The 23327-nt window shown below is 63.3% G+C and carries 28 protein-coding genes, 1 tRNA gene and 1 pseudogene; 16 read left to right on the top strand and 14 right to left on the bottom strand.

The window, feature by feature from the left end; all coding sequences use genetic code 11:
- A pseudogene (locus NKI01_RS28070) lies at window positions 1-240 on the bottom strand (hypothetical protein); the annotation flags it as partial.
- An 18-nt stretch (window positions 241-258) separates the two neighbouring features.
- Window positions 259-603, bottom strand: coding sequence for a DUF6949 family protein (locus tag NKI01_RS28075; protein WP_352817541.1), 345 nt, complete (start codon window positions 601-603; stop codon window positions 259-261).
- 117 nt (window positions 604-720) lie between these two features.
- On the opposite strand from NKI01_RS28075, the gene NKI01_RS28080 reads away from it, so the two are divergent.
- Both NKI01_RS28080 and NKI01_RS28085 read left to right on the top strand, forming a co-directional pair.
- Complete coding sequence (locus tag NKI01_RS28080; RefSeq protein ID WP_352641174.1) at window positions 721-1452, top strand: hypothetical protein; 732 nt, start codon at window positions 721-723, stop codon at window positions 1450-1452.
- A gap of 235 nt (window positions 1453-1687) precedes the next feature.
- Complete coding sequence (locus tag NKI01_RS28085; protein ID WP_352641180.1) at window positions 1688-1975, top strand: GIY-YIG nuclease family protein; 288 nt, start codon at window positions 1688-1690, stop codon at window positions 1973-1975.
- Window positions 1976-2198: 223 nt separating this feature from the next.
- Here the strand turns inward: NKI01_RS28085 and NKI01_RS28090 are convergent, their stop codons facing one another.
- On the bottom strand, window positions 2199-2402 hold the full coding sequence (locus NKI01_RS28090) for a DUF3126 family protein (RefSeq protein WP_023674799.1): 204 nt from the start codon (window positions 2400-2402) through the stop codon (window positions 2199-2201).
- A 213-nt stretch (window positions 2403-2615) separates the two neighbouring features.
- Entirely contained in the window at window positions 2616-3464 is an 849-nt protein-coding gene (gene cysE / locus NKI01_RS28095) for a serine O-acetyltransferase (RefSeq protein WP_023717455.1), read from the bottom strand.
- 161 nt (window positions 3465-3625) lie between these two features.
- Here cysE and NKI01_RS28100 point away from each other — a divergent pair, with 161 nt between their 5' ends.
- Window positions 3626-4246, top strand: coding sequence for an HD domain-containing protein (locus NKI01_RS28100; protein ID WP_352495845.1), 621 nt, complete (start codon window positions 3626-3628; stop codon window positions 4244-4246).
- On the opposite strand, the gene NKI01_RS28105 is transcribed toward NKI01_RS28100, so the two are convergent.
- From NKI01_RS28105 to NKI01_RS28125, 5 genes are all read right to left on the bottom strand, one after another.
- The gene (locus NKI01_RS28105; protein WP_352817535.1) at window positions 4243-4734 is read right to left on the bottom strand and encodes a GNAT family N-acetyltransferase; all 492 of its coding nucleotides are present in this window, start codon (window positions 4732-4734) and stop codon (window positions 4243-4245) included. The genes NKI01_RS28100 and NKI01_RS28105 overlap by 4 nt on opposite strands.
- A 67-nt stretch (window positions 4735-4801) precedes the next feature.
- On the bottom strand, window positions 4802-5173 hold the full coding sequence (locus NKI01_RS28110; protein ID WP_352965388.1) for a hypothetical protein: 372 nt from the start codon (window positions 5171-5173) through the stop codon (window positions 4802-4804).
- A 133-nt stretch (window positions 5174-5306) separates the two neighbouring features.
- Window positions 5307-6074 (bottom strand): alpha/beta fold hydrolase, encoded by a 768-nt coding sequence (locus NKI01_RS28115; RefSeq protein WP_352965390.1) that lies wholly within the window; start codon window positions 6072-6074, stop codon window positions 5307-5309.
- Between the two features lie 20 nt (window positions 6075-6094).
- Window positions 6095-6658, bottom strand: coding sequence for a DUF192 domain-containing protein (locus tag NKI01_RS28120; RefSeq protein WP_352587643.1), 564 nt, complete (start codon window positions 6656-6658; stop codon window positions 6095-6097).
- A 19-nt stretch (window positions 6659-6677) separates the two neighbouring features.
- The gene (locus NKI01_RS28125; protein WP_502895906.1) at window positions 6678-7274 is read right to left on the bottom strand and encodes a cold-shock protein; all 597 of its coding nucleotides are present in this window, start codon (window positions 7272-7274) and stop codon (window positions 6678-6680) included.
- 216 nt (window positions 7275-7490) lie between these two features.
- Here NKI01_RS28125 and gloA point away from each other — a divergent pair, with 216 nt between their 5' ends.
- Together gloA and NKI01_RS28135 are read left to right on the top strand one after the other, a co-directional pair.
- On the top strand, window positions 7491-7931 hold the full coding sequence (gene gloA / locus NKI01_RS28130; protein WP_352965392.1) for a lactoylglutathione lyase: 441 nt from the start codon (window positions 7491-7493) through the stop codon (window positions 7929-7931).
- 168 nt (window positions 7932-8099) lie between these two features.
- Window positions 8100-8393, top strand: coding sequence for a DUF2218 domain-containing protein (locus NKI01_RS28135; RefSeq protein WP_352965394.1), 294 nt, complete (start codon window positions 8100-8102; stop codon window positions 8391-8393).
- An 8-nt stretch (window positions 8394-8401) separates the two neighbouring features.
- Here the strand turns inward: NKI01_RS28135 and NKI01_RS28140 are convergent, their stop codons facing one another.
- Both NKI01_RS28140 and ilvA read right to left on the bottom strand, forming a co-directional pair.
- A complete protein-coding gene (locus tag NKI01_RS28140) occupies window positions 8402-8974 on the bottom strand; it encodes a DUF1697 domain-containing protein (protein ID WP_352965396.1) in 573 nt (190 codons plus the stop codon).
- Window positions 8971-10227: a threonine ammonia-lyase IlvA gene (gene ilvA / locus NKI01_RS28145; protein WP_352965398.1), complete on the bottom strand. Its 1257-nt coding sequence runs from the start codon at window positions 10225-10227 to the stop codon at window positions 8971-8973. Before ilvA ends, NKI01_RS28140 begins: the two co-directional genes overlap by 4 nt.
- Before the next feature lie 126 nt (window positions 10228-10353).
- On the opposite strand from ilvA, the gene NKI01_RS28150 reads away from it, so the two are divergent.
- The 3 genes from NKI01_RS28150 to NKI01_RS28160 all read left to right on the top strand — a co-directional run bounded on the left by NKI01_RS28150 (window position 10354) and on the right by NKI01_RS28160 (window position 14237).
- The gene (locus tag NKI01_RS28150; protein WP_352965400.1) at window positions 10354-11763 is read left to right on the top strand and encodes a hypothetical protein; all 1410 of its coding nucleotides are present in this window, start codon (window positions 10354-10356) and stop codon (window positions 11761-11763) included.
- Window positions 11764-11866: 103 nt separating this feature from the next.
- A complete protein-coding gene (locus NKI01_RS28155; protein ID WP_352481136.1) occupies window positions 11867-12940 on the top strand; it encodes an alpha/beta hydrolase in 1074 nt (357 codons plus the stop codon).
- A gap of 133 nt (window positions 12941-13073) precedes the next feature.
- On the top strand, window positions 13074-14237 hold the full coding sequence (locus NKI01_RS28160; protein WP_352495838.1) for an alpha/beta hydrolase: 1164 nt from the start codon (window positions 13074-13076) through the stop codon (window positions 14235-14237).
- Between the two features lie 261 nt (window positions 14238-14498).
- Here the strand turns inward: NKI01_RS28160 and ade are convergent, their stop codons facing one another.
- Complete coding sequence (ade, locus tag NKI01_RS28165) at window positions 14499-16310, bottom strand: adenine deaminase (RefSeq protein ID WP_352965402.1); 1812 nt, start codon at window positions 16308-16310, stop codon at window positions 14499-14501.
- Window positions 16311-16567: 257 nt separating this feature from the next.
- Between ade and NKI01_RS28170 the strand changes: the two genes are divergently transcribed.
- Window positions 16568-16783 carry a hypothetical protein gene (locus NKI01_RS28170; RefSeq protein ID WP_352965404.1) on the top strand — a complete coding sequence of 72 codons (216 nt, stop codon included), beginning with the start codon at window positions 16568-16570 and terminating at the stop codon, window positions 16781-16783.
- A gap of 87 nt (window positions 16784-16870) precedes the next feature.
- Here the strand turns inward: NKI01_RS28170 and NKI01_RS28175 are convergent, their stop codons facing one another.
- Window positions 16871-17323 (bottom strand): cupin domain-containing protein, encoded by a 453-nt coding sequence (locus NKI01_RS28175; RefSeq protein ID WP_023717441.1) that lies wholly within the window; start codon window positions 17321-17323, stop codon window positions 16871-16873.
- A gap of 279 nt (window positions 17324-17602) precedes the next feature.
- Here NKI01_RS28175 and NKI01_RS28180 point away from each other — a divergent pair.
- Window positions 17603-17688, top strand: a tRNA-Leu gene (locus tag NKI01_RS28180).
- A 64-nt stretch (window positions 17689-17752) separates the two neighbouring features.
- On the opposite strand, the gene NKI01_RS28185 is transcribed toward NKI01_RS28180, so the two are convergent.
- Window positions 17753-18331 (bottom strand): NUDIX domain-containing protein, encoded by a 579-nt coding sequence (locus tag NKI01_RS28185; RefSeq protein WP_023717440.1) that lies wholly within the window; start codon window positions 18329-18331, stop codon window positions 17753-17755.
- Window positions 18332-18484: 153 nt separating this feature from the next.
- Between NKI01_RS28185 and NKI01_RS28190 the strand changes: the two genes are divergently transcribed.
- The 6 genes from NKI01_RS28190 to NKI01_RS28215 all read left to right on the top strand — a co-directional run bounded on the left by NKI01_RS28190 (window position 18485) and on the right by NKI01_RS28215 (window position 23251).
- Entirely contained in the window at window positions 18485-19588 is a 1104-nt protein-coding gene (locus tag NKI01_RS28190; protein WP_352481138.1) for an NADH:flavin oxidoreductase/NADH oxidase, read from the top strand.
- A gap of 112 nt (window positions 19589-19700) precedes the next feature.
- A complete protein-coding gene (locus NKI01_RS28195) occupies window positions 19701-20018 on the top strand; it encodes an SH3 domain-containing protein (RefSeq protein ID WP_023717438.1) in 318 nt (105 codons plus the stop codon).
- Window positions 20019-20080: 62 nt separating this feature from the next.
- Window positions 20081-20374: a DUF982 domain-containing protein gene (locus NKI01_RS28200; protein ID WP_031193527.1), complete on the top strand. Its 294-nt coding sequence runs from the start codon at window positions 20081-20083 to the stop codon at window positions 20372-20374.
- A gap of 28 nt (window positions 20375-20402) precedes the next feature.
- Window positions 20403-20642: a DUF2188 domain-containing protein gene (locus NKI01_RS28205; protein ID WP_023674770.1), complete on the top strand. Its 240-nt coding sequence runs from the start codon at window positions 20403-20405 to the stop codon at window positions 20640-20642.
- A 164-nt stretch (window positions 20643-20806) separates the two neighbouring features.
- Window positions 20807-21892, top strand: coding sequence for an ABC transporter ATP-binding protein (locus tag NKI01_RS28210; protein ID WP_352481140.1), 1086 nt, complete (start codon window positions 20807-20809; stop codon window positions 21890-21892).
- Between the two features lie 33 nt (window positions 21893-21925).
- The gene (locus tag NKI01_RS28215; RefSeq protein ID WP_352965407.1) at window positions 21926-23251 is read left to right on the top strand and encodes an ABC transporter substrate-binding protein; all 1326 of its coding nucleotides are present in this window, start codon (window positions 21926-21928) and stop codon (window positions 23249-23251) included.
- Window positions 23252-23327: the final 76 nt, after the last annotated feature.

Raw genomic sequence — 23327 nt, forward strand, 5'->3', positions numbered from 1 at the left:
CCCGCGTGGGCGGCGGTTTTGGCTACCCCGGGGGGGGGTTGGATTGTGGTTTCCCCCCTGCTGGTTGGGGGGGGCCCCTTTCCCGTGCGGCGGGGGGCCCCGGGGGGCCCCAACGCCGAACCAGAAGCCGGCGTTGCGGCCGATCCTGATATTGCCGATCAGCGTGGCGTCGGGCGCGATCCAGTTGCTGTCGGCGTCCTCGAAGGTGGGCGCTTTTCCGTCAATCGCGTAGATCGGCATCGCTGTCTCCAGATTGTCTCACACCGACAAGGTGCCAGACCCTAGAAGCGAAGCCGCCCACGACGCAATGGCGATCACCACCATGCCCAGCGCCAGCGCCCAGATGGTCGCCGTACAGCCGCAGGAGATCAGCCCCAGCACCGAGATGCGACGCTCGCGCCAGGCGTCCAGCGCCTCGTTGACGAACATCAGCGGCCCGGCGCAAGCCGTCGCGGCGAGCGAGCGCAGCATGTGCTTCGACGATACATAGGGCTGGACGAAGGCAAGCTTGCGGCCGGCGACCAGTTCCATCGCCGATCCGGCCAGGCCGCAAGCCGTCAGCCCAGCCATAAAACTGAATATGATTTGTTCGACCGGGCTCATCTTTACCCTCCGTTTACCATGAAATCGCACAGTCGCCTGCAAAGCTGCGTAGCAAGAGCCGTGCCGCGCCGAGATGTGCCGTTCAGGCACACCGATGGGACGGCAACGAGGATCGCGATGAAGCAGGCAGCCGCCACAGAGGGCCCGCAACTCAGCGTCGTCGATTCGACGCTGATGAAGCGGGTGTTTTATGCGTTCGCGACGCTGGCGCTGCTTTCGGTGGCGATCAGCCTTGGCGGCAAATGGTTCGGCCGCTCGATCGCCATGGCCGGGTACACCGACGACACCACGGTCCACAAGGTCGTCATCGGCAACAACATCATCGCCGTGCCGGCCAATGTCATTCGCTTTGCCCAGGCCCGGCGCGACGGCATCGCCTCGCGGCTCGACCTCTATTTGCGCTATCCCGAGCTGGACGGCTACAGCGAGGTTGCCCGCAACGACTTCAACCACACCGGACCCAGCAAGGACATCATTTTCCTGTCGTTCGAGCCGCAGATGATGTCGCGCGACATGAGCGGCCGCTTTGCGCCGATCTACAGCGCGCTGATCGCCAAGCCGGGTACGCCCGGCCCTGGCGGCACCACACTTTACGCTTTCAGCGAAAAATCAGGCTATCTCAACGAAGTGCTGGCGGTCGCAAACCGCCCCGGCAAGGATCCGTTCGTTGCCCGCTGCCTGAGCGGCCCGAGCGCGGACGAATCGCTGGCGCCCTGCGAACGCGACATCCTGGTCGGCGACAATCTCAGCCTTACCTACCGCTTCCCCCGGGAATTCCTGGGCGACTGGCAGGCGCTCGACGCGGCGATTTCTGGCGAGGCAGCGCGCGTGCTGAAGACAGGGCGGTAGGGCTTGATCCTTCGACCGACCCTGAAGGGCTGTGGGCTGGAGCCCCGCCAATCGGGCTACCAATCTCCAGGGTTTGCGATTGGCTGTAGGCCCACCACGCCTTCGTCATCCTAGGGCGGAGCAGGAGCGAAGCGACGTCGCGGAGACCCTAGGATCCATGCCGTTACGCCAGTCGAAGAATGCAGCGGCTCAGAACGGTGCTTGCATCCGCAACAATGCCTACTACCCTTCAGCCATGACGGGCTATGCCTACATGACTGCAAGCCAGAAGCGCGGCACGATCTACATCGGTGTCACCAACGACCTCGGCCGCCGCATGCCGGAGCACAAATCTGGCGAAGGCTCGCGCTGCACCAGCCGCTACGGCGTACAGCGTCTGGTCTGGTACGAGGACCATTTCGACATTCGCGACGCCATCCAGCGCGAGAAGTCGCTGAAGCGCTGGCCACGCCGGTGGAAGATCGAGCTGATCGAGAAGACCAATCCAGAGTGGTTCGAACTTTTTCGCGGGACTGGTTGGTAGAGGACGCCCAGCCGGTGCCAAGAAGCATTCGATTCTGGTCAGAGCGGAGCACTGCCGCGAGGTAACGGCATGGCTCCCAGGGTCTGCGCCGCGTCGCTTCGCTCCTTGCTCCGCCCTGGGATGACGAAGGGAGGGATGCTCCAGCCAGTCTCCGAGGTTTGCGCTCCGCCATCAGGCGGTCCCGCCTGCAACAAGCAGGTCCGGCCAGCACCAAATTCCCGGCTCAGGCCAGATCGATATCGAGGATCGCCATCGAGAAATTATAGTCGCCGTCGTCCTCGTCCTTGAAGACGATGCCGAGGAACTCGTCGCCGACATAGACCTCGGCCGAATCTTCCTTGCGCGGCCGCGCCTTCACTTCGAGTTTGGGGTTCTGGAAGGTGCGTTTGAAATAGGCGTCCAGCTTTCTGATTTCGTCCGGCTTCAACAGTCTTCTCCGATCGTCGCTTGCTCAAGTGCGTCGCGTCTGAAGAGATCGATGCGACGCGCTTTAAATCTTGCTTCATGCATGTCGCTATCCCAAAACAGCTGGGCACTATTGGGCGACATGCATTGGTGAGCGCGCTTCTGGCACGTCGACAATGGTCATGTAAAGGCAAGCCGGCATAGAGGGCAGGAATTCAGCCCCCTGCTCGAGCGCTCAGATGTCGAAGCTGACGACGTGGTCCATCGTCTGCGACGGCAACAGCTGGTCCATCTGCCGCGAAGGCTGGTCGCAGCCGGTCTCGCCGACGACGCGGGCCGGCACGCCGGCAACCGTCTTGTTGTGCGGCACCGGCGACAGCACCACCGAGCCGGCCGCGATCTTGGAGCAATGGCCGATTTCGATGTTGCCGAGGATCTTGGCGCCGGCGCCAATCAGCACGCCATAGCGGATCTTGGGATGACGGTCGCCGCCGGCCTTGCCGGTGCCGCCCAGCGTGACGCCGTGCAGGATCGACACGTCGTCCTCGATCACCGCCGTCTGGCCGACGACGAGGCCGGTGGCGTGGTCGAGGAAGATGCCCTTGCCGATGCGGGCGGCCGGATTGATGTCGGTCTGGAACACCGAGGACGATCGGCTCTGCAAATACAGCGCGAAATCCTGGCGGCCCTGGTTCCACAGCCAATGCGCCAGCCGGTGCGTCTGGATGGCATGAAAACCCTTGAAGTAGAGCACCGGCATGATGAAGCGGTCGCAGGCCGGATCGCGGTCGTAATAGGCCTGGATGTCGACGCGCACCGTCGTCGACCAGTCCTTGTCGTCGGCCGCCATCGCCTTGAATGTCTGGCGGATGAGGTCGGAGCCGATGTCCTGGTGAGCGAGGCGCTCGGCCAACCGGTGGATAACCGCTTCTTCCAGGTTTTCCTGATTGAGGATGGTCGAATAGAGGAACGCCGCCAGCAGCGGATCGCGGTTGACCGCTTCCATTGCTTCATCGCGGATCGAACGCCAGATCGGATCTACCGGCTGCACCCTGGTGGGACGGGAAATCGTAACGCTGTTCATCTGATGTCTCCGGCCATCCAATGTCTCAGGCCATCCAATGTCTCGGCTTGGCGGCTTGCCTATTCTCCGGCCGCACCTATAAGCCAGATCATAGCACGGGTGAACTCAATTTTCCTTAGTGCTTCGTCAAATGGATTTGGTTGGCGGAATTTCAAGCAGCCATGGAAAACGCAACCTTGATGGACGAGACCCTGAAGCGCGAGCTTTCCGCGCTGTATGACGCCGCGGATCGCCACTACCACGACCTTGGCCACATCGAGGCGATGCTGGCGCTAGCCAACGATTACAAGGCATTGCTGCATGATCCTGAAGCAGTCGAAGCGGCGATCTGGTTCCACGACGCGATCTACGACGGCCGCGCCAAGGACAATGAGGCGAGGAGTGCCGCACTTGCCGAGACAAAGCTCGCCGGCCGCGCCGATGCACAACGCATCCGTCGCATCGCGGCGATGATCACTGCCACCGCCGGCCACGAATTGCCGTCCCTTGGCGACCAGCATTCCGTTCGTGACGCGGCGCTGTTCCTCGACATGGACCTGGCGATCCTGGGTGCTGCGCCTGACGTGTTCGACGCTTACGAACAGGCGGTTCGCCGCGAATATCAGTGGGTCGATGAGCCGATGTGGCGGGCCGGCCGTGCCGCTGTCCTAAAGGGCTTCCTCGCGCGTCCGCATATCTTCCATAGCGAGGAATTCCGCCGGCGCTTCGAAACCCAGGCCCGGCAAAACATGGCGCGCTCGCTCAGGGCGCTTGGCGATAACCTCAGCCCAGACAAATCCTAATCCGGAAACGTCTCCATGCGCTGCGCATAGGCCTTGAAACCGGCTCGCCCGTAGACAGATCGCGCGCCCGGATGATCGTGAGTGTCGGTGTGCAGCCAGACCCTTTCAGGTTCATGCGACCAGACGGCGCGCAGCGCCCGGTCGAGCAGGTATGGCCCAAGCTTGCGGCCCTGAAGAGCCGGAACGACCCCGAAATGGGCCAATTCGACAACCGGCTGGCCGACGCCCGTGAATTCGCACAGGCCGGCTGCTTCGCCATCGACATAGATATGCGTCGATGGACTGGCGAGAAGGCGCTCGAGGTCGCCCAAGGGCATGCGCAGCCGCTGATCCCATTGTACAGGCTCGCCAACAGCGCGGTACAGGCTGATGTAATCAGCGACGCCAAGCGTTTCGCGCACCACCGCCGCGCCCGGTTCGGGAGCGGCAAAGCCGCCGCCGAACGGCGGCCCGGTCATCTCCAGATAGGTGACGAGAAGATCGACCATGGCAACTCGCGCAGATTTGAAGCTGAGGGGTCGCGTCGGTCGCTTGCCTGCCGGAGGTTTGCCGAGATCAGGTGAATGCGCCAAAAGTCGATGCCATTGCCCACAGCATGAACCCCCCGGCCGCAAGCGACGCGCCATTGACCACGATGCCAGCCAGGCCGAGCACACGATTGTCGTCTGGGCGACCCACGGCCATCAAGCCGAAGACCACGCCGATAAGATGTGCCAAAGGGCCGGCCAGAAAAAATACCGCAGCGAAGAAGCCCGTCGCACTGTTCTGGAGCAGTGGGGAGGCGTCGCTCGGCATTGCTATCAACGCGGTGATCGCAATCGCCCCTGTCGCCAATGCGGCCACCGCTAGAACAACGGACCATTCGCCGAACCTGCTTTTCGCAACGACGCCCGGCAAAGCGGCGTCGCTTCTTCCCCATTGTGCCATCGTACCCCCCTGCCCTCGTTCAGCGCGTGGCGGGTTTGAACCGATCCACACGTCGCGCTTATTTACTGCTGTATCGTTGCAAAACCGCTAAGAACCCAGCTTCAGGCCCTATGGCCGCTTTGGGAGCCGTCCATCAAAGCGGATGCTCCCCATAAAACTCCAGCACACGCTGCTTGAAGGACTTGTCGCCGACCGCCAGCATGTGGTCGCGGCCTTCGATATGAAATGCCCTGGCGTTCGGCATCAAGCCAGCGAGTTCATCCGGCGAGCCGCCGATGTCGTCCTTGGTTCCCACCGCAATCAAGGTCGGCTGGGCAATGCGGGCAATGTCGGCCTCGCTCAGCAATTCGCGCGAGGTGGCGATGCAGGCGGCGAGCGCCCGGCGATCGCTGCGGGTCTGGTCGGCGAAGGCGCGGAACGAGCGGCCGCGCGGGTCGCTGGTGCCTGCCGGATCCTCGGCCAAGAGGGCGTCGGCTATCGGATCCCAATCGCCGACGCCGTCGATCATGCCGATGCCGAGACCGCCGAAGACCAGCGTCGCCACCTTGTCCGGGTTGGAGAGCGCCAGGAAGGCCGATATGCGCGCGCCCATCGAATAACCCATGACATGGGCGCGTTCGATGCCGAGATGGTTCAAAAGCGCTGCCGCGTCGGACGCCATTTTTGCCGGCGTATAGTCCGCTTCATCATAGCTCTTCGACGACGAGCCATGGCCGCGATTGTCGAAGGCGATGGCACGGTAGCCGGCATCGTTCAGCGTCTTGAACCAGCCGGGCGACACCCAGTTGACGTAATGGCTCGAGGCAAAGCCGTGGATCATCAGCACCGGATCGCCCTGCCCCGATGCCGGCTGGCGGTCAAGGAAAGCAAGGTCGAAACCGTCATGGGAAAAGAACTGCATCGGCCGAAGATCCTGCCCGTTCAGTCGGAATCGACATTCGGCGCATCGCCCTTGTCGGGCGGCGGCATGGCCGGCCCCGGCGCCGTGCCGATGGCCGGATGGCGCAGCAGGTCGCCGTCCTTGATGCCCTTTTTGGCGGCGGTTCCTGCCTTGAGCTCGAGCACGAAGCGCACCGGTTCGTCCGGCGAGATGATCGCCTCCGACTGCGGCTCGCCTTGCTTGATCGCCCGGATCCGGCCGTCCTGGCCGACGAAGATCAGGTCGAGCCGCAGCGGCGTGTTCTTCATCCAGAAACTCACATCCTGCGGCGCACCGAAGACGAACAGCATGCCGTGATTGTCGGCCATGTGCCGGCGGAACATCAGGCCGGCCTCGCGCTCGGCGGGCGTGTCGGCGATTTCGACGGAAAAAGAACGCTCGCCGGCCTTCGTCACCGCGACCAGCGGCGCCGGGTCGACGGGAAGGATCATCGCCTTGCCGTCGGCCGAACTCGGTTGCTGAAAATAGAAGAAGGCGCTTGTGGCGACGATGAGGAAAATCCCGGCGCAGAGCGCGCCCGCCGTCAGCCGGTTCCTGTGAGCCATATGAAATCCTCGGCCGGAACTAATGCGAGACCGGCAAGGTACCCATATCGGGGTGAATTTCGGCAGCCATAAGGCCTTTGTCGCCGCGTCCGAAGCGGACCAGCACCACCTGGCCCGGACGGAGTTCGGTGATGCCGTAGCGGCGCAGCGTCTCCATGTGGACGAAAATGTCCTCGGTGCCCTCGCCCCGGGTCAGAAAGCCGAACCCCTTGGTGCGGTTGAACCATTTCACCAGCGCCCGTTCGAGGCCGCTTTCCGGCGTCACCGCGACATGGGTGCGCTGCTCCTGCAGCTCTGCCGGATGCACCGCTGTGGTGACATCCATCGAGAGCACGCGGAAAGCCTGCAGCCCGCGCTCGCCCTGCTTGACCAGGCAGACAACGCGGGCGCCTTCCAGGGCAGTCTGAAAACCGTCCTTTCGAAGGCATGTCACATGGAGGAGGATGTCGCCCGAAGAACCATCATCGGGAAGGATGAAACCGTAGCCCTTGGCCACGTCGAACCATTTGATGGCGCCGGCGATTTCGACGAGATCGGCCGTATCGGCGCTCTCATCCCGCTTCAACGCATCGCTACCGGCCCCGTCCCGCCCCATGAAAGAGGCCTTTTCCCCCATAAGAACGCCCCCTTTTTTCAAGAAACACCGCAACTGATTCTTGACGCCAGATTAACACCGCGGCTTCCGGTGTGTGCAAGACCTGACGTGCCTTTTTTCACGGTTCCATACAGGAATAGCGGATTTGTCGTTTGCCGGCGCCGGCAAGCGTGGCCAATTGCCCTTTGGCCGGGCCGCCCTTATGTTGCGCCGCAACGCAACATACGGAGGAAATCCATGCGCTATCTGCACACCATGGTCCGCGTCGCCGACATCGATGCTTCGCTCGATTTCTACTGCAACAAGCTTGGCCTCAAGGAAGTGCGCCGCCACGAAAACGAGCAGGGCCGCTACACGCTGATCTTCCTCGCCGCGCCCCAAGACGAGCAAAGCGGCATCAGCGAGAAAGCGCCGCTGGTCGAGCTGACCTATAATTGGGACCCGGAAGACTACAAGGGCGGCCGCAATTTCGGCCATCTCGCCTATGAGGTCGACGACATCTACGCCACCTGCCAGCGGCTGATGGACAATGGCGTCCCCATCAACCGGCCGCCGCGCGACGGCAATATGGCGTTCGTCAAATCGCCGGACGGCATCTCGATCGAGCTGTTGCAGAAAGGCCCGGCCAAGCCCAAGGCCGAACCGTGGGCCTCGATGCAGAACACCGGGAGCTGGTAGCCGATCACGCCATGTTGAGCGGACGTCGTCGGGCGGGTACGCCCCGCGGCCTTTGGTTTTCGCGGCAGGCGCCTATCTAACCGGCGTGGCGCCTGTCAGCGAAGGCTGGCGCAACATCATGCAACAGGCGCTCGCCAAGTCCACAATGGGCTCCAGGAGAATTCATCCATGCCGACCAGCCATGTCGACGTCGCCACCGAACACGCCAGCCGCTATCTGCAACAGCTGTGCAAGCATTGGGCGCACAAGTTTCCCGTCGAATTCGACCCGAACCACGGCAGCATCGATCTGACGCTCGGCCGCACGATTCTCGATGCCGACCCGGCGGCGCTGCATATCGCGGTGACGACCGAGGAGGCCGGCTCGCTGGAGCGCCTGGAAGCGGTCGTCGCCGACCACATCAGGCGCTTCGCCTTCCGCGAAGAGCTGGCATTCGACTGGAAACGCGCTCCGGCCGCGTAGACGACCTATCAACCGCCGGCCTTGGCCATCTCCAGCAGCATCAGCACGGTGCGCCAATTGCGCGCCGTGCCGGGCACCTTCAGGACGCGCGGGATGAGATTGGCAAAGACCGATTTGCCGAGCCCGTCGGGCGCATGCAGGTAGAGCACGTCGCCCTTGATCTCGAAGCGTTCGGGCCCGGTGCATTTTTCCGCCAGCCGGGCGAACTCGTCGGCGGTCGGCTGGCGCTCCAGCGCATAGGCGTGCAGCTTGGTCGGCTCGCCGGCCACTTCCGGATAGGGATTGTCCGTCGCCAGCCGCTCGAGCCAGCCGAGATCGCGCACCATGATGCGCGAATGGAACCCCCATTTCTTCTCGAATTCCGCTTCCAACCGCCTGGTCAGCGTCGCCGCATCGCCATCTGGCGACCGGAAGACGGCGTTGCCGCTCTGCAGATAGGTGGCGACATCGGAGAAGCCGAGCTGCTCGAAGAATGACCTGAGCTCCGCCATTTTGACGATGCGATTGCCGCCGACGTTGATGCCAGAAAACAGCGCGACAAAAACCTTTCCCTGAGTGCTCGGAAGATCGTTGCTGCTCATATGATGAACCCGGCGAGCGTCTCGTTGTCGGTGATGTCCTGGTAGTGGACGCTCTCGGCGTCGAAATTCGCCTTGAGCAGGTCGAAATTGCGGCGGTCCTTGGTTTCGATGCCGATCAGCACCGAACCGAAATTGCGCGCCGATTTCTTCAGATATTCGAAGCGGGCGATGTCGTCGTCGGGGCCAAGCAATTCGAGGAAATCGCGCAACGCGCCGGGCCGCTGCGGAAAACGGATGATGAAGTATTTCTTCAAGCCCTCGAAGCGCAGCGCCCGTTCCTTCACATCCGGCAGCCGCTCGAAATCGAAATTGCCGCCGGACACCACGGCGACAATGGTCTTGCCCCTGATTTCCTTCCTGGAAAAGTCCTTGAGCGCATCGATCGCCAGCGCGCCGGCCGGCTCCAGCACGACGCCTTCGACATTGAGCATTTCGATCATGGTCGCGCAGAGCCGGTTTTCCGGAATCAGCCGCACTGCGTCGGCGGCAAACTCCCTGAGGTGGCGCAACGGCTCGCGGCCGATCTCGGCCACCGCCGCACCGTCGACGAAATTGTCGACCTTGGCGAGCTTTACCCGCTTTCCGGCGGCGAGGCTCTGGCTCAGGCTCGGGGCGCCAGCCGGCTCGCAAAAGACGAAGCGTGTTTCACGCTGCTGGTCGGCGAAATAATGGGTGACGCCGGCGGCCAGGCCACCGCCGCCGACGGGCAGCATGACGATATCAGCCATGCGCGCCCCGGGCATCTGGCCTGATATCTCGTAGGCGACGGTCGCTTGTCCTTCGATGATGTCCTTATGGTCGAACGGGGGCACCATGTGTGCGCCGGCAGTTTCGGTGAATTCGAGTGCGGCGCGATAGCAGTCGTCGAAGAAATCGCCGACCAGCCTGATCTCGACGAATTCGCCGCCGAACAGCCGCGTCTTGTCGATCTTCTGCTGCGGCGTCGTCACCGGCATGAAGACGACGCCCTTTTTGCCGAAATGACGGCAGACGAAGGCAAAGCCCTGCGCATGATTGCCGGCCGAAGCGCAGACAAACAGCTCGGCATTGTTGCCGGCGGCGAGCGACTTGCGGAAGAAGTTGAAGGCGCCGCGGATCTTGTAGGAGCGCACCGGCGTCAGGTCCTCGCGCTTCAGCAGCACCCGCGCGCCGGTCTTCTTCGACAGGTAGTCGTTTTCCTGCAGCGGCGTTTCCGGAAAGATCTCGCGGATCGCGGCAGCGGCGGCAGCGACGCGAGAGGAGAAACTGGTCATGGCAAGAGCACCCCACAGGCTAGCCGAATTCGGTCCCGCTATTGCATATCCGGCCTCGCGAAGCCATTGTCCGGTCACCCGAAAGGGTGTTCCCAAAACCTCGTTGGCCGTTAGGAGCGTCTGTTCATGCCTGTCGCATCGGTGGCCCGGAAAACCGTGTCGCTGCCGGAGTTCGGCGAGCCGACGGTGATGCCGCTGGTTACGCGCGCCACCTATGAGGCCCGCATCGCGGCACTGGTCGCGCGCGGCGGGTTCGATGCATTGGTCGTCTATGGCGACCGCGAACATGCGGCCAATGTCGCCTATCTCTGCGGCTACGATCCGCGCTTCGAGGAGACGCTGCTGGTCATCGTTCCCGGCAAGTCGCCGAAACTGCTGGTCGGCAATGAGGGCTGGGGCTATGCCGAAATCTGCGACGGGCCGTACGAGCGCGTGCTCTACCAGACGTTTTCGCTGCCGGCGCAGCCGCGCGACCGCTCGCAAGCGCTGGCCGACATCCTCGTCGATTGCGGCCTGAAGGCCGGCCAGCGCATCGGCGCCATCGGCTGGAAGCCGTTCGGCCCCGACGATGCCGGTTTTGGCGAAACGACGCTCGACCTGCCGTCCTTCATCGCCGACACCTTGCGCAGCCTTGCCGGCGACAAGAATGCCGTAACGGGGGGCGTGATCGTCAACGCGGCGAACCTTTTGATGAACCCTGCCGAGGGCCTGCGCGCCATCAACGAGGCCGACCAGCTGGCCGCATTCGAATTCGCCGCGACCTATTCCTCGCAAGGCCTGCGCAATGTCCTGCAAGGCATCGAACCCGGCATGACCGAATTGCAGGCGGCGCGGCTGATGGGCATCAACGGCCTGCCGCAATGCTGTCATCCGATGCTGTCGGCCGGCAGGCGTGCGGCCTATGGCCTGCCGAGCCCGCGTCTTGACGTCATCGAGCGCGGCGACCCCATCACCGTGGCCTACGGCATCCAGGGCTCGCTAAATGCCCGCGCCGGTTTTCTGGTCGAGGACGCGGCCGAGCTTCCAAGGGGCATCCAGGACTATGTCGAGAAGCTGGTCGCGCCCTATTTCTGTGCCGTCGTCGACTGGTACGAGACGGTCGGCATCGGCGTTCCCGGCGGCGCGTTGTGGCAAGCGGTGCACGACCGCATCGGCGCTCCGTTCTTTGGCGTGTCCCTCAATCCCGGCCATCTCATCCATATCGACGAATGGATGCATTCGCCGGTATTTTCCGGCTCCGACATCAGATTGAAGTCGGGCATGGCCTTGCAGGTCGACATCATCCCGGCGACCGGCACCGATTATTTCACCACCAACATCGAGGACGGCATCGCGCTGGCTGACGAGGCGCTGCGCGAAGAGATCGCCGCGCGCTATCCCGAAGCCTGGCACCGCATCGAGGCGCGCCGCGCCTTCATGACCGACGTGCTCGGCATAAGGCTGAAGCCGGAAGTGCTGCCCTTTTCCAACATTCCGGCCTTCCTGCCGCCGTTCTGGCTTTCGCGCAACAGTGCGATGGCAGTCGAGCGGCGCTGAGCGCATTTCGGCGCCTGCGACTTACTTCCGCCGCACTTCGGCTGTCCGGGAGATGCGGCGGAGGTGGATGGGCCTTTGGTTAGGCCGGAGTGGAATTGCTTAAGTGCCCTTGAAGACGATTTGCATCATTGTCCTTGCCGCGCTGCTCGCCGGCTGCGGCGGCCGCCAAACCGAGGAACTGCTCGGCAGCGCCATGATGGCGGTGCCGGTGACGGAAATCGCCGGCAACCACTCGATCTTCATCGCCACCACGCGCAAGCGCTCCGACGATCCCAACAAGGTCTTCGACGGCGAGCGCTCGGCGACGCTGAACTATGCCCGCGTCAACGTCACCGTCCCCGGCATCCACAAGACAGGCCAGATCGAGCGGCGCTCGCGCGGCAAGTCGGACGATCCGGCCAAATACTTCATGGCTTCCGAGGTCGTCGGCTACGACACCCAGCCGAAATTCTCCAGTGCGCTCAGCGCCGACATCGCGGCGCGCGGCGGCCGCGTCATGGTCTTCGTCCACGGCTACAACACCGGCTTCGACGCCGCGGTCTATCGCGTCACCCAGATCACCCATGATTCCGGCTATCCCGGCACGCCGGTGCTGTTTTCCTGGGCGTCGGGCGCCAAGACCACCGACTATGTCTACGACAAGGAAAGCGCCAGCGTTGCCCGCGACCAGCTGGAAGTGACGCTGAGAATGCTGGCGCAGACCGGCGCGCGGCGCATCGACATCGTCGCCCATTCGCTGGGGACCTGGGTCACCATGGAGGCGCTGCGCCAGCTCGCCATCACCGGCGACCGCGATCTCGGCGGCAAGCTCGGCGACGTCGTGCTGGCCTCGCCCGACATCGACGTCGACGTGTTCAAGAGCCAAATGCGCCGCTACGGCAAGCCGGACAAGCCGTTCATCCTGCTGCTCTCCGACGATGACCGGGCGCTCAGGCTGTCCGGCCTGATCGCCGGCGCACGGCCCCGGGTCGGCGACTACAAGGACGCCGCCGACCTCGCCAGCTATGGCGTGTCGGTCGTCGATCTCTCCAGCGTCAAGGGCGTCGACCGCTTCAATCACACCAAATTCGCCGACAACCCGGAATTGGTGCAGTTGATCGGCCAGAAGCTGCGCGAGGATGACGGGTTTGCCAGCGACCGCGAGGTGACCGACCGCATCGCCTCGGTCGGACAATAGCTGCATTGCGCAGCAGTGATTGTTGACCATTGCCGCACCATCGGAACAGTTTGAACTGGACCGTGCCGGCCTCTGCCTCTATCGAATAGGCCAAGACGTCTCCGGCTCGACGTCGCCCGTTGCGGGAGCCCGCGTGACCGTGCCTTCGAAGATATTTCTCGTCGTTGCGTTCGCGCTCGCGCTGGCAGGCTGCGCCGGCCAGAACACGCACGATCTGCTCAACAAGACGACGATCACGGTGCCTGCTGCCGATATCGCGGCGACGCATAAGATCTTCGTCGCCACAACCCGGCAAAAGGCGACGAAAGAGCCCCGGCAGGTGTTCGACGGAGACCGCTCGCCGACCACCAGCTTTGCCAGCGTCGAGGTGACCGTTCCCAAGGTCCACCAGGTCGGCGCCATCGAACGGGTCAAGGGCTCGGCCAACAGCAATCCGGCGAAGGATTTCACCGCGACCGGCGTCACCTTCTACGAAGGCGCGCCGCAATTCGCCAAGGCGGTCGGCGCCGACATCGCAATGCGCGGCGACCGCGCGCTGGTTTTCGTGCATGGCTTCAACAACGGCTTCGACGACGGCATCTACCGGCTGACGCAGATCGCGCACGACACCAAATACCCCGGCACGCCGGTGCTGTTTTCATGGGCGTCGAGCGGCAAGACGACCGGCTACATCTACGACAAGGAAAGCGCCAATGCGGCGCGCGACGATCTCGAAGCGACGCTGCGTATGCTTGCCAAGAGCCGCGCCAAGAGCATCGACATCATTGCCCATTCGATGGGGACCTGGGTGACCATGGAAGCATTGCGCCAGCTTGCCATCACCGGCGACCGCGACCTTGGCGGCAAGCTCGGCTACGTCATCCTGGCTTCCCCCGACATCGACGTCGACGTGTTCAAGAAGCAGATGATCCGCTACGGCAAGCCAGACAAGCCGTTCGCCGTGCTGCTTTCGGGCGACGACCGGGCGCTCAGGCTGTCGACCCTTATCTCCGGCGACAAGCCACGCGTCGGCGACTATGGCGACGCGGCCGACCTCGCCAGCTATGGCGTCTCGGTGGTCGACCTGACCAAGACCAAGGGCGGCGACCGGCTGAACCACGCCAAATTCGCCGACAACCCGTTCCTGGTGCAGCTGCTCGGCGACCGCCTGCGCGCCCCGGCCGGCCTCGCCTCCGAAGAGACGGCGCCGGCCCAGCTCGACAATCTCGGCCAGGGCCTCGGCAAGGCCGTCGGCTCGGTCGCCGAGATCGTCATCACCACGCCGTTCAAGGTGCTGACCATCGCCACCGGCGGGTGAAGCGGCCGCTGAGCGGTCACTGTTGACGTCAGTTCGGAACAAAGCGCACGGCAGCGATCCTTCGCGCCCCCCTCTGTCCTGCCGGACATCTCCCCCACTTGGGGGGAGATTGGCCGCCACCTCGGCTTTTGCCAATCGCCAACGTTGCTGAACGAGCCGGCGGCGAAGCTGCCGATCTCCCCCCTCGTGGGGGAGATGTCCGGCAGGACAGAGGGGGGCGCTGTCCCGCCGGCATCAAAAGGTTTCCACACCGCAGCAACCCTAAACGAACAGATCAACCTTCTGGAACGTCGTCACGTCGATCAGGCCGACGTCGGAAATCCTGAGCTCGGGGATGACGACCAGCGCCAGCAGCGAGTGCTGCATGTAGGCGTTGTTGAGCGAGCAGCCCATCTGGCGCATGGCGTCGCTGAGTTTGTCCGCCTTGGCGGCGACGGTTTCCGCCCGCTCGTTCGACATCAGCCCGGCGATCGGCATTTCGACCAGCGCCAGCTCCTTGCCGTTGGAAAACAGCACGACGCCGCCGCCGACCTCGCCCAGCCGGTTCACCGCCAATGCCATGTCCTGCTTGTTGGTGCCAACGACGATGATGTGGTGGGCATCGTGCGCCACGCTGGAGGCCATGGCGCAGTCGCCGATATAGCCGAAGCCGGAGACGAAGGCGTTGGTGACGCCGCCGGTGCCCTTGTGGCGTTCGACCAATGCGATCTGGCAGACATCGTTGCGGCGATCCATGGCAACCAGCCCGTCCTCGACGGCAAGATCGGCCTCCAGCGCCCGCGTCGGCGCCTGGTTTTCGATGACGCCGATGACCCGCACCCGCACTTCGTTGGCGCCCATGGGTGCCGCGATGTCGAAATCGCCTGCCTTGAGCTTCTTGCCGAGCTTGACGGTGTTCTTCGCCGTCCGCGGATAATTGTAGGCTGGAATGTCGATTTCGAGCTTGCCGCCCTTGGCCAGCCTGACGCCGCGGCCATAGACCTCGTCGATGGTCATTTCGGCGAGGTCGGAGACGATCAGCAGATCGGCGAGCCGTCCCGGCGCGATCGAGCCGATCTCGCGCTCCAGCCGGAAATGCTGGGCGGTGTTGAGCGTCGCCATCTGGATCGCAGTCACCGGCTTCAAGCCCTGGCTGATGGCGTGGCGCACGACCCGGTCCATATGGCCTTCGTGCACCAGCGTACCGGAGTGGCTGTCGTCGGTGCACAGGATGAAGTTGCGCGGGTCGAGCCCGCTCTCCGTCACCGCCTTGATCTGCGAGGCCACGTCATACCAGGCCGAGCCCAGCCGCAGCATCGCCTTCATGCCCTGGCGGACGCGGGCGATGGCATCCTCGGCGCGCGTGCCTTCATGATCGTCCTCGGCGCCGCCGGCGACATAGCCGTGGAACGGCAGGCCGAGATCGCGCGAGGCATAGTGCCCGCCGACAGTCTTGCCGGCCCTCACCGTCGCCGCGATCTCGCCCGACATCACCGGATCATTGGCGGCGACGCCCGGAAAATTCATCACCTCGCCGAGCCCGATAATGTTTTCCCAGGTCATCGCCTCGGCAACATCGGCGACGGTCAGCTCGGCGCCGGCATGCTCCAGCCCCGGTGCCGAAGGCACGCAGGACGGCATCTGCACATGCACGTTGACCGGCATGGCGACGGCCTCGTCATGCATCAGCCGCACACCCGGCAGGCCGAGCACGTTGGCGATCTCATGCGGATCGATGAACATCGATGTGGTGCCGTGCGGGATCACCGCGCGGCAGAATTCCGTCACCGTCACCATGCCGCTCTCGACATGCATATGCGCGTCGCAAAGCCCCGGCACCAGATAGCGACCGCCGGCATCGACCACCTTGGTGCCCTGGCCGATGGCGTGGCCGGCATTCGGCCCGCAATAGGCGAAGCGGCCGCCGGCAATGGCGATGTCGGTGCCGGCGATGATCTCGCCCGAATGGACGTTGACCCAGCGCCCGTTGCGGATGACGAGATCGGCGGGTTTGCGGCCCATGGCGACATCGACCAGATGCGTCGCCATCTCGGCCCAGGGTTTTGGTTTCGTCGCACTGGCGGTCTTCGGCATCAACAGGCTCCTCTTTGCCCGACTGTGCCAAGCCGCGAGGATTTTGACCAGCGAGGAAGTAAGCGCCGACGGCGAAGTTGCAGATCTCCCCCCTTGAGGGGGAGATGTCGCCGAAGGCGACAGAGGGGGTCGGGACATCCTGACGCGAACCTTTACCGCGAACAAAACAGGCTGGCGCTCGACGCGCGACGACCCCCCTGGCCTGCCCTCTTGCCACAACTTGCCATCTCCCCCTCAAGGAGGGAGATCGATGCGCCATGGCTTTCGCCAATCGCCAAGGGCATTTTGTGCCGGCCGCAGCAACTTTGTTCTTGCTTTGTGCCGGCAGCTATGCTACTAATTTGGGTATGGTGCCAATTGGCTCCAACGACCCGTCCTCCCGAGGCGGGTTTTTTTTGTTATTGCGCCATTCACGGCAAATGGCCCAGGCGGAATACGATTCCGTTGCGGCCAATCAGCCTTCGTCTCGTTAGAGGATCCTTCTGAATCGACGCTCGCGGAGTTTGACGCACTCCATCGTTCGAGCCTTCGGCCGGTTCAATCAATTCGATCGCGAACTGTCACTTCTTGCTCGGATCGTCTGCCGGGTTGACGTAGGTGATCTTGAATGGCCCCTCGCCATGAACCTGGATGATCGTTTCGCTTGTCGTCCAGGCGAAGTGATTCATTCCGGCCGGCGCGACGCCGAAGCCGCCAGCAGTCAGTTCGACGCCTTTCGCCTCGTCGAACTTATCGCCCATTCCAACATGGAAGTTGCCGGAAAGCACCGTTACGTATTCCGTGGTGGGATGATTATGTGCGGCAATTTTGTAGCCGGCGGGTGTCTTCAACCGCAGCACAAAGGCGCCGTCCTTTGAGGGATCTCCCGCGACAACAGCCATTTCCGCCCCAGCGGGAATGGCAGCAGGAGCAGGACCCCATTTGATGTCTTTGGCGTTCATCGGCATCTCATCGGCAAACAGAGGCGCCGTCCCAACAAGCAGCAGTGCCAGGGCAGAGGCAAGCTTGAGCATGACAATCTCCCAGTGTTTGTAGAGGATGGCGTCGAGTATCGGAGCGCCGATCCACTTGCCACTTCGAGCCTTACCAGGGCAGAGCGCCCGAACGCATCCTGCGAACGGGGGACGCGCATTCGCGGTAGCCGCGGAAGCTGCCGCTAAAAACATTTCCAGGTGAAACGATTTTGTTTGTATCACTGTAGGTGATCGGCCTCGCTAGCTTCCAGTGCCAGATTTGTCGACGGCAGAAGACGGCTTGACGGCCTTTGGCTGGCGGCTGAAAAGGGCTGGCCTGCGGACGTGGCGGAATTGGTAGACGCAAGGGACTTAAAATCCCTCGATCTCTGATCGTACGGGTTCGATTCCCGTCGTCCGCACCAGATTTGGTCTCGTTTGATAGTCTCCGTAACTGGAGACCGGGCGCTCGACCCAGTTCTGGGCCCCTCACACCCCAATCGGGTTCAGCTTCAAATGCTGGATCAGCATAATGGTCTTGGCGTCGATGATCCGACCGTCGTGGATGCCGGCCAGCGCCTCGTCGAGCGGCATTTCGAGAACCTCGATGTCCTCGCCTTCGTCATGGGCGCCACCGCCGTCGGAAATGCGGTCGGCGGGCGAGTAGCGAGCGACGAAGAACCAGAGCCGCTCGGTGACGCTGCCGGGGCTCATATAGGGCGAAAACAGCCGCTGCACGTCCTTCAGCCGATAGCCGAGTTCCTCCTCGGCCTCCTTGCGGATACAGGTTTCGGGATCGTCTTCGTCGAGCAGGCCGGCGCAGGCCTCGATCAGCGGCTCCTTGTGGCCGGTGACGTAGGCGGGGTAGCGGAACTGCCGCACCAGAAGCACAGTCGAGCGCTCGGGATCGAAAGGCAGGATCACCGCGCCGTCGCCGCGATCGTAGGTCTGGCGGGTATGCGTTTCCCATTTGCCGTCGCGCCGGCGGTAGTCGAAGACGGTCTTTTTCAAAACCGCCCATTCGTCGGACAGGACTTCCTCCGAGCGGATGCGAATGCGATCTTCCATGGTGGACTCCCTGCTGCCGCGGCAAGGCGTAGCCGCGAACGGCGGTTCTTGCAATCCGGCTACCAATTGGTCCAGTGCGCCGGTTCACCCTCTCGTGTCTGGCGCATCTGCAAGTGCCTGCCTAAATAGCGGCAACCCTTTCCGGAGTTTTTTATGACCTCATCTCTTTTCCAGCCGATCACCCTCGACGGCCTCACCTTCCCCAACCGCATCGCGGTCGCGCCGATGTGCCAGTATTCGGCCGAGGACGGCTCGGCCAGCGATTGGCACCTCTATCACTGGATGAACCTGGCGATGTCGGGTGCCGGCATGGTCACCGTCGAGATGACCGAGGTCGAACGGCGCGGCCGCATCTCGCATGGCTGCCTCGGCCTCTACTCCGAGGACAATGAGGCGGCGGCGCGGCGCACGCTGAATGCAGCCAAGCGCGTCGCCGCGCCGGGCACGAAATTCGGCACTCAGCTTGCCCATGCCGGCCGCAAGGCCTCCAACCGGAAACCCTGGGAGGGCGGCGGACCGCTGAATGCCGATCAGGATCCGTGGCCGATCGTGTCGGCCTCGGCAATCGCCTACGACACCGGCTGGCAGGTGCCGCGGGCGCTGGAGGATGACGAGATCCTGCAAATCATCGAACGCTTCGCCGAAGCGGCACGGCGGGCCGAGCGGGCCGGCTTCGACTTCATCGAGCTGCATGCCGCGCATGGCTATCTGATCTTCCAGTTCCTGTCGCCGCTTTCCAACCGGCGCACCGACCGCTGGGGCGGCTCGCTGGAAAACCGCATGCGTTTCGCCGTCGAGATCGCCAAGGCGGTGAAGAAGGCGGTGCCCAGGCTGATGCTGGGCGCGCGGCTGTCGATCAAGGAATGGGTCGATGGCGGCTTCGACGTCGAGGATGCGATCGAAGCGGCAAAAGCGCTGAAGGAAGTCGGCGTCGCCTATCTCTGCTGCTCGAGCGGCGGCAATTCGCCGTTGCAGAAGCTGCCGTCCGGACCCGGCTACCAGGTGCATCTGGCGGAAGCGGTGCGCAAGGGCGCCGGCATCGCGACGCGGGCCGTGGGCCTGATCGACGATCCGAAACAGGCCGAGGCGATCGTCGCCGATGGGCGCGCCGACATGGTGGCGCTGGCGCGCGCCTTCCTTGCCGATCCGCGCTGGGGCTGGCGCGCCGCGGCCACCTTCGGCGAAAAAATCCACCCGGCGCCGCAGCTTGCCCGCTCGGTGACGACGATGCAGCATTGGATGAAGGCGGCGAACTGACGGGGCGGGTTCTCACCTCGCTGGACAGGGAACCATAGCTTCGCTTTGATCCTCTGCCGGTGTAGAGTGGCGAGGGCCGCGGCTGGGCGCGGCAGGTTGGGGGAGCAGAGACATGTCGTTCAGGGGGATTTCCATTGCGGCTGCTGCCGCGGTTTTGGCAGGGCTGTCGTTTGCCACATCGACGCCGGCCGGGGCGCAATATTGCGAAGGCACGGTGCACGGTCTTTCCAGGCACTACAATCTGGCAACGGGAAGCGGCTTTCTCGCCGTTCGGGCCCGGCCGAACTCGTCGTCGCGCATGATCGGGCAATTGTTCAACGGCGACCAAACCGAGATCTTTGACCGTCGCGGAAACTGGTACCAGGTCGATTTCGGCGGCCGCGCCGGCTGGGCGAATGCGCGCTGGCTGCGCAACGACTGCGGCTATTGAGGTATTTTCGCCTGAGCTAAAATAGCTGTTGCAACCAAATCGGCCGCTCCGCGTTGGCGGCGATGATGGACAGCAAGCCATTTGAAAAGCCGGTCGTGGTCGAACTCGGCCATGTCGGCAAATATCGGCATATCCGCAGCGCCCAGGAGGCGGCGGAGTGCCTGATGACGGTCTGGCCACTCAATCGCGGGCCGCGTCATCGTGATGCCCTCGACACTTGCCTAAAAGTGCTGGAAGGTTATCGTTCGACGGCCGATGCACGCCGGGCACTGATCGAAGCCGCCAGGGAATCGGACGTGCTGGTTACGGACGACAAGCCGCCAGACGACAGACTGGCCGATGACAGGCTGCATTGAGGCAACGGGCTTTCAACCGGAGGGTTTCATGGCGAAACTGACCTATAAGATCGTCGAGCATGATGGAGGCTGGGCCTACAAGGTCGGCTCGACATTCTCCGAAACGTTCCCCACCCATCAGGACGCGTTGCGCGCCGCCGAGATCGCTTCCGCCGAACAGCAGGTCGCCGGCAACACCGACGGCATCCAGTACGAGGACGCCGACGGCAAATGGCACGACGAGCTCGCCGACGGCCGCGACCGGCCGCAGACCGAGGTTTCGGATTAGGGTGTGTCGATATCCAGGTGATGCCGGCGTGCTTTACAGGTCGGTTTGGTAGCGCTACCGTCTCACATCGCGCGTGACCGGGGAGGAGCCTGGGCGCTGTCGCGGCCCAGGCAAGAAAGCGGTTTCCTTCGAAGTCGTTGCAGGAATCAGTCGGGAGGAGATCGATGGCGTCTGTCGCAATCGGCGATGTCTACAAGTCATTTGGGACCGTCGAGGTCCTGCACGGGGTCAGCGTCGATATAGACGACGGCGAGTTCGTCACGTTGGTCGGGCCTTCGGGTTGCGGAAAGTCGACCCTGCTCAGGATGATCGCCGGCCTGGAAAAGATCTCGCGCGGCCAGATCGCGATCGGCAAACGTATCGTCAACAACGTTGCGCCAAAAGAGCGCGACGTCGCCATGGTTTTCCAGAACTATGCGCTCTACCCGCATATGACGGTCGCCGAGAACATGGCGTTCTCGCTGATGCTCAAGGGCGTTCCCAAGACGGAGAGCGATGCCGGCGTGCGGCGCGCGGCCGAAATCCTGGGACTGCTGCCGCTGCTCGACCGCTATCCGCGCCAGCTTTCCGGCGGCCAGCGCCAGCGCGTCGCCATGGGCCGCGCGATCGTGCGCGATCCGCAGGTCTTCCTGTTCGACGAGCCGCTCTCCAATCTCGATGCCAAGCTCCGGGTGCAGATGCGCGCCGAGATCAAGGAACTGCACCAGCGCCTGAAGACGACGACGGTTTACGTCACCCACGACCAGATCGAGGCGATGACCATGGCCGACAAGATCGTCGTCATGCACGACGGCATCGTCGAGCAGATCGGGCCGCCGCTCGAACTCTACGACCGGCCGAACAATCTTTTTGTCGCCAGCTTCATCGGCTCGCCCGCCATGAACATGCTGAGGGGCGAGATCGTAAGCGACGGCTCGCCGTCGTTTCGCGGCGCCGGAGGGATTTCGGTCCCGTTGGCCTCGGCACTTTCCATCGGCAATGGTGAGCCGGTCGTGCTGGGGATACGGCCCGAGCATTTGCGGCTATCCGACAATCAGGGCATTCCGGTCACTGTCGTGGTGGTCGAGCCGACAGGGTCCGAAGTGCAGCTCATCGGCCGAACCGCCGGCGGCGAGGAGATCGTCGCCAATTTCCGGGAACGGCATTCCTTCACGCCGGGCGAAACCATCTGGCTTACGGCCGAGCCTGGCCTCATCCATCTCTTTCACGGCAAAACCGGACAGCGGTTCGAAACACCCATCAAGCAGTAGGACGGCACGGACAATAAGCAGGAGGAAGCGAGCATGAAATTCACCAGACGCGACGTGATCCGCACCACCGCCGGCGCTGCGGCGGGAGCCTTGGGAAGCCGGTTCATCGGCTCTCCCGCCTTTGCCCAGGAGGGATTGAAGTACAAGCCCGAGGACGGCGCCAAGCTCAGGCTGCTGCGCTGGTCGCCCTTCGTGCAGGGCGACGAGGATCAATGGCTGGCCAACACCAAGCGCTTCACCGAAGCGACCGGTGTCGAGGTCCGCGTCGACAAGGAAAGCTGGGAGGACATCCGTCCCAAGGCAGCGGTCGCCGCCAATGTCGGCTCCGGCCCGGACTTGATGTTGGTCTGGTTCGACGACCCGCATCAATATCCCGACAAGCTGCATGACGTCACGGAACTGGGCGAATATCTCGGCTCGAAATATGGCGGCTGGCACGATGGACCGAAGCAATATGCGACACGGCAAGGCAAATTCCTCGGCCTGCCGCTGGCCACCATCGGCAATGCCATCGTCTATCGTGAAAGCTGGGTGAAGGAGGCCGGCTTCTCCGAATTTCCGAAGGACACGGCAGGCTTGCTCGAGCTTTGCAAGGCATTGCAGGCGAAGGGACACCCGGCCGGCTTCACGCATGGCCACGGCGTCGGCGACGGCAACAACTACGCCCACTGGCTGCTATGGAGCCATGGCGGCCAGATGGTCGACGAGAGCGGCAAGGTGACGATCAACAGCCCCGAGACGCTGAAGGCGATCGAATACGCGCAACAGCTCTACAAGACCTTCATTCCCGGTACCGAAAGCTGGCTCGACGTCAACAACAACCGCGCCTACCTGGCCGGCGAATTGAGCGTGATCGCCAATGGCATTTCCGCCTACAACACCGCCAAGATCAACAAGGACAAAGATCCGAAACTGACCGAAATCGCCAAGGACACGCGCACGACCAACCTGCCGATCGGTCCTGTCGGGAAATCCGTCGAGCTGTTCCAGGTGACCACGGCCGTGATCTTCGACTACACGCCCTATCCCAATGCGGCCAAAGCCTATCTGCAGTTCATGTTCGAGGAACAGCAAATGTCGCAGTGGATCACGTCCTCGGCGGGCTATTGCTGCCAGACGCTCAAAGCCTTCGACAACAACCCGGTGTGGACGGCCGATCCGAACAATGCCGCCTACGCCAAGGCCTCGGCGACGCTGCGGCCCAACGGCTATGCCGGCCCGCTCGGCTATGCTTCGGCGGCGACCATGGCCGACTATGTGCTGGTCGACATGTTCGCCAAGGCGGTGACAGGCCAGGCGACGCCGCAAGAAGCGATGGCAGAAGCCGAGAAGCGCGCAAACCGCTACTATCGCGTTTGAGCGGATTCAGCCGGGCAGCCATGCTGCCCGGCTTCGAATCGCGCATGGCCGCCTGGCCGATCAATGAGACTTAGAG

This window comes from Mesorhizobium sp. M0815, assembly GCF_040319995.1.
Taxonomy (GTDB): Bacteria; Pseudomonadota; Alphaproteobacteria; order Rhizobiales; family Rhizobiaceae; genus Mesorhizobium.

Bases quoted from the DNA above. Each gene is read 5' to 3' on its own strand.
- NKI01_RS28150 (WP_352965400.1), top strand. From the start codon at position 10,354: ATGCCTGTCGCATCGGTGGCCCGGAAAACCGTGTCGCTGCCGGAGTTC.
- NKI01_RS28100 (WP_352495845.1), top strand. From the start codon at position 3,626: ATGGAAAACGCAACCTTGATGGACGAGACCCTGAAGCGCGAGCTTTCC.
- NKI01_RS28190 (WP_352481138.1), top strand. From the start codon at position 18,485: ATGACCTCATCTCTTTTCCAGCCGATCACCCTCGACGGCCTCACCTTC.
- NKI01_RS28185 (WP_023717440.1), bottom strand. From the start codon at position 18,331: ATGGAAGATCGCATTCGCATCCGCTCGGAGGAAGTCCTGTCCGACGAA.
- gloA (WP_352965392.1), top strand. From the start codon at position 7,491: ATGCGCTATCTGCACACCATGGTCCGCGTCGCCGACATCGATGCTTCG.
- NKI01_RS28085 (WP_352641180.1), top strand. From the start codon at position 1,688: ATGACGGGCTATGCCTACATGACTGCAAGCCAGAAGCGCGGCACGATC.
- NKI01_RS28210 (WP_352481140.1), top strand. From the start codon at position 20,807: ATGGCGTCTGTCGCAATCGGCGATGTCTACAAGTCATTTGGGACCGTC.
- cysE (WP_023717455.1), bottom strand. From the start codon at position 3,464: ATGAACAGCGTTACGATTTCCCGTCCCACCAGGGTGCAGCCGGTAGAT.
- NKI01_RS28120 (WP_352587643.1), bottom strand. From the start codon at position 6,658: ATGGCTCACAGGAACCGGCTGACGGCGGGCGCGCTCTGCGCCGGGATT.
- NKI01_RS28195 (WP_023717438.1), top strand. From the start codon at position 19,701: ATGTCGTTCAGGGGGATTTCCATTGCGGCTGCTGCCGCGGTTTTGGCA.
- NKI01_RS28175 (WP_023717441.1), bottom strand. From the start codon at position 17,323: ATGCTCAAGCTTGCCTCTGCCCTGGCACTGCTGCTTGTTGGGACGGCG.
- NKI01_RS28200 (WP_031193527.1), top strand. From the start codon at position 20,081: ATGATGGACAGCAAGCCATTTGAAAAGCCGGTCGTGGTCGAACTCGGC.
- ilvA (WP_352965398.1), bottom strand. From the start codon at position 10,227: ATGACCAGTTTCTCCTCTCGCGTCGCTGCCGCCGCTGCCGCGATCCGC.
- NKI01_RS28115 (WP_352965390.1), bottom strand. From the start codon at position 6,074: ATGCAGTTCTTTTCCCATGACGGTTTCGACCTTGCTTTCCTTGACCGC.
- ade (WP_352965402.1), bottom strand. From the start codon at position 16,310: ATGCCGAAGACCGCCAGTGCGACGAAACCAAAACCCTGGGCCGAGATG.
- NKI01_RS28140 (WP_352965396.1), bottom strand. From the start codon at position 8,974: ATGAGCAGCAACGATCTTCCGAGCACTCAGGGAAAGGTTTTTGTCGCG.
- NKI01_RS28125 (WP_502895906.1), bottom strand. From the start codon at position 7,274: ATGGGGGAAAAGGCCTCTTTCATGGGGCGGGACGGGGCCGGTAGCGAT.
- NKI01_RS28170 (WP_352965404.1), top strand. From the start codon at position 16,568: ATGGCTTTCGCCAATCGCCAAGGGCATTTTGTGCCGGCCGCAGCAACT.
- NKI01_RS28135 (WP_352965394.1), top strand. From the start codon at position 8,100: ATGCCGACCAGCCATGTCGACGTCGCCACCGAACACGCCAGCCGCTAT.
- NKI01_RS28205 (WP_023674770.1), top strand. From the start codon at position 20,403: ATGGCGAAACTGACCTATAAGATCGTCGAGCATGATGGAGGCTGGGCC.
- NKI01_RS28080 (WP_352641174.1), top strand. From the start codon at position 721: ATGAAGCAGGCAGCCGCCACAGAGGGCCCGCAACTCAGCGTCGTCGAT.
- NKI01_RS28110 (WP_352965388.1), bottom strand. From the start codon at position 5,173: ATGGCACAATGGGGAAGAAGCGACGCCGCTTTGCCGGGCGTCGTTGCG.
- NKI01_RS28105 (WP_352817535.1), bottom strand. From the start codon at position 4,734: ATGGTCGATCTTCTCGTCACCTATCTGGAGATGACCGGGCCGCCGTTC.
- NKI01_RS28215 (WP_352965407.1), top strand. From the start codon at position 21,926: ATGAAATTCACCAGACGCGACGTGATCCGCACCACCGCCGGCGCTGCG.
- NKI01_RS28075 (WP_352817541.1), bottom strand. From the start codon at position 603: ATGAGCCCGGTCGAACAAATCATATTCAGTTTTATGGCTGGGCTGACG.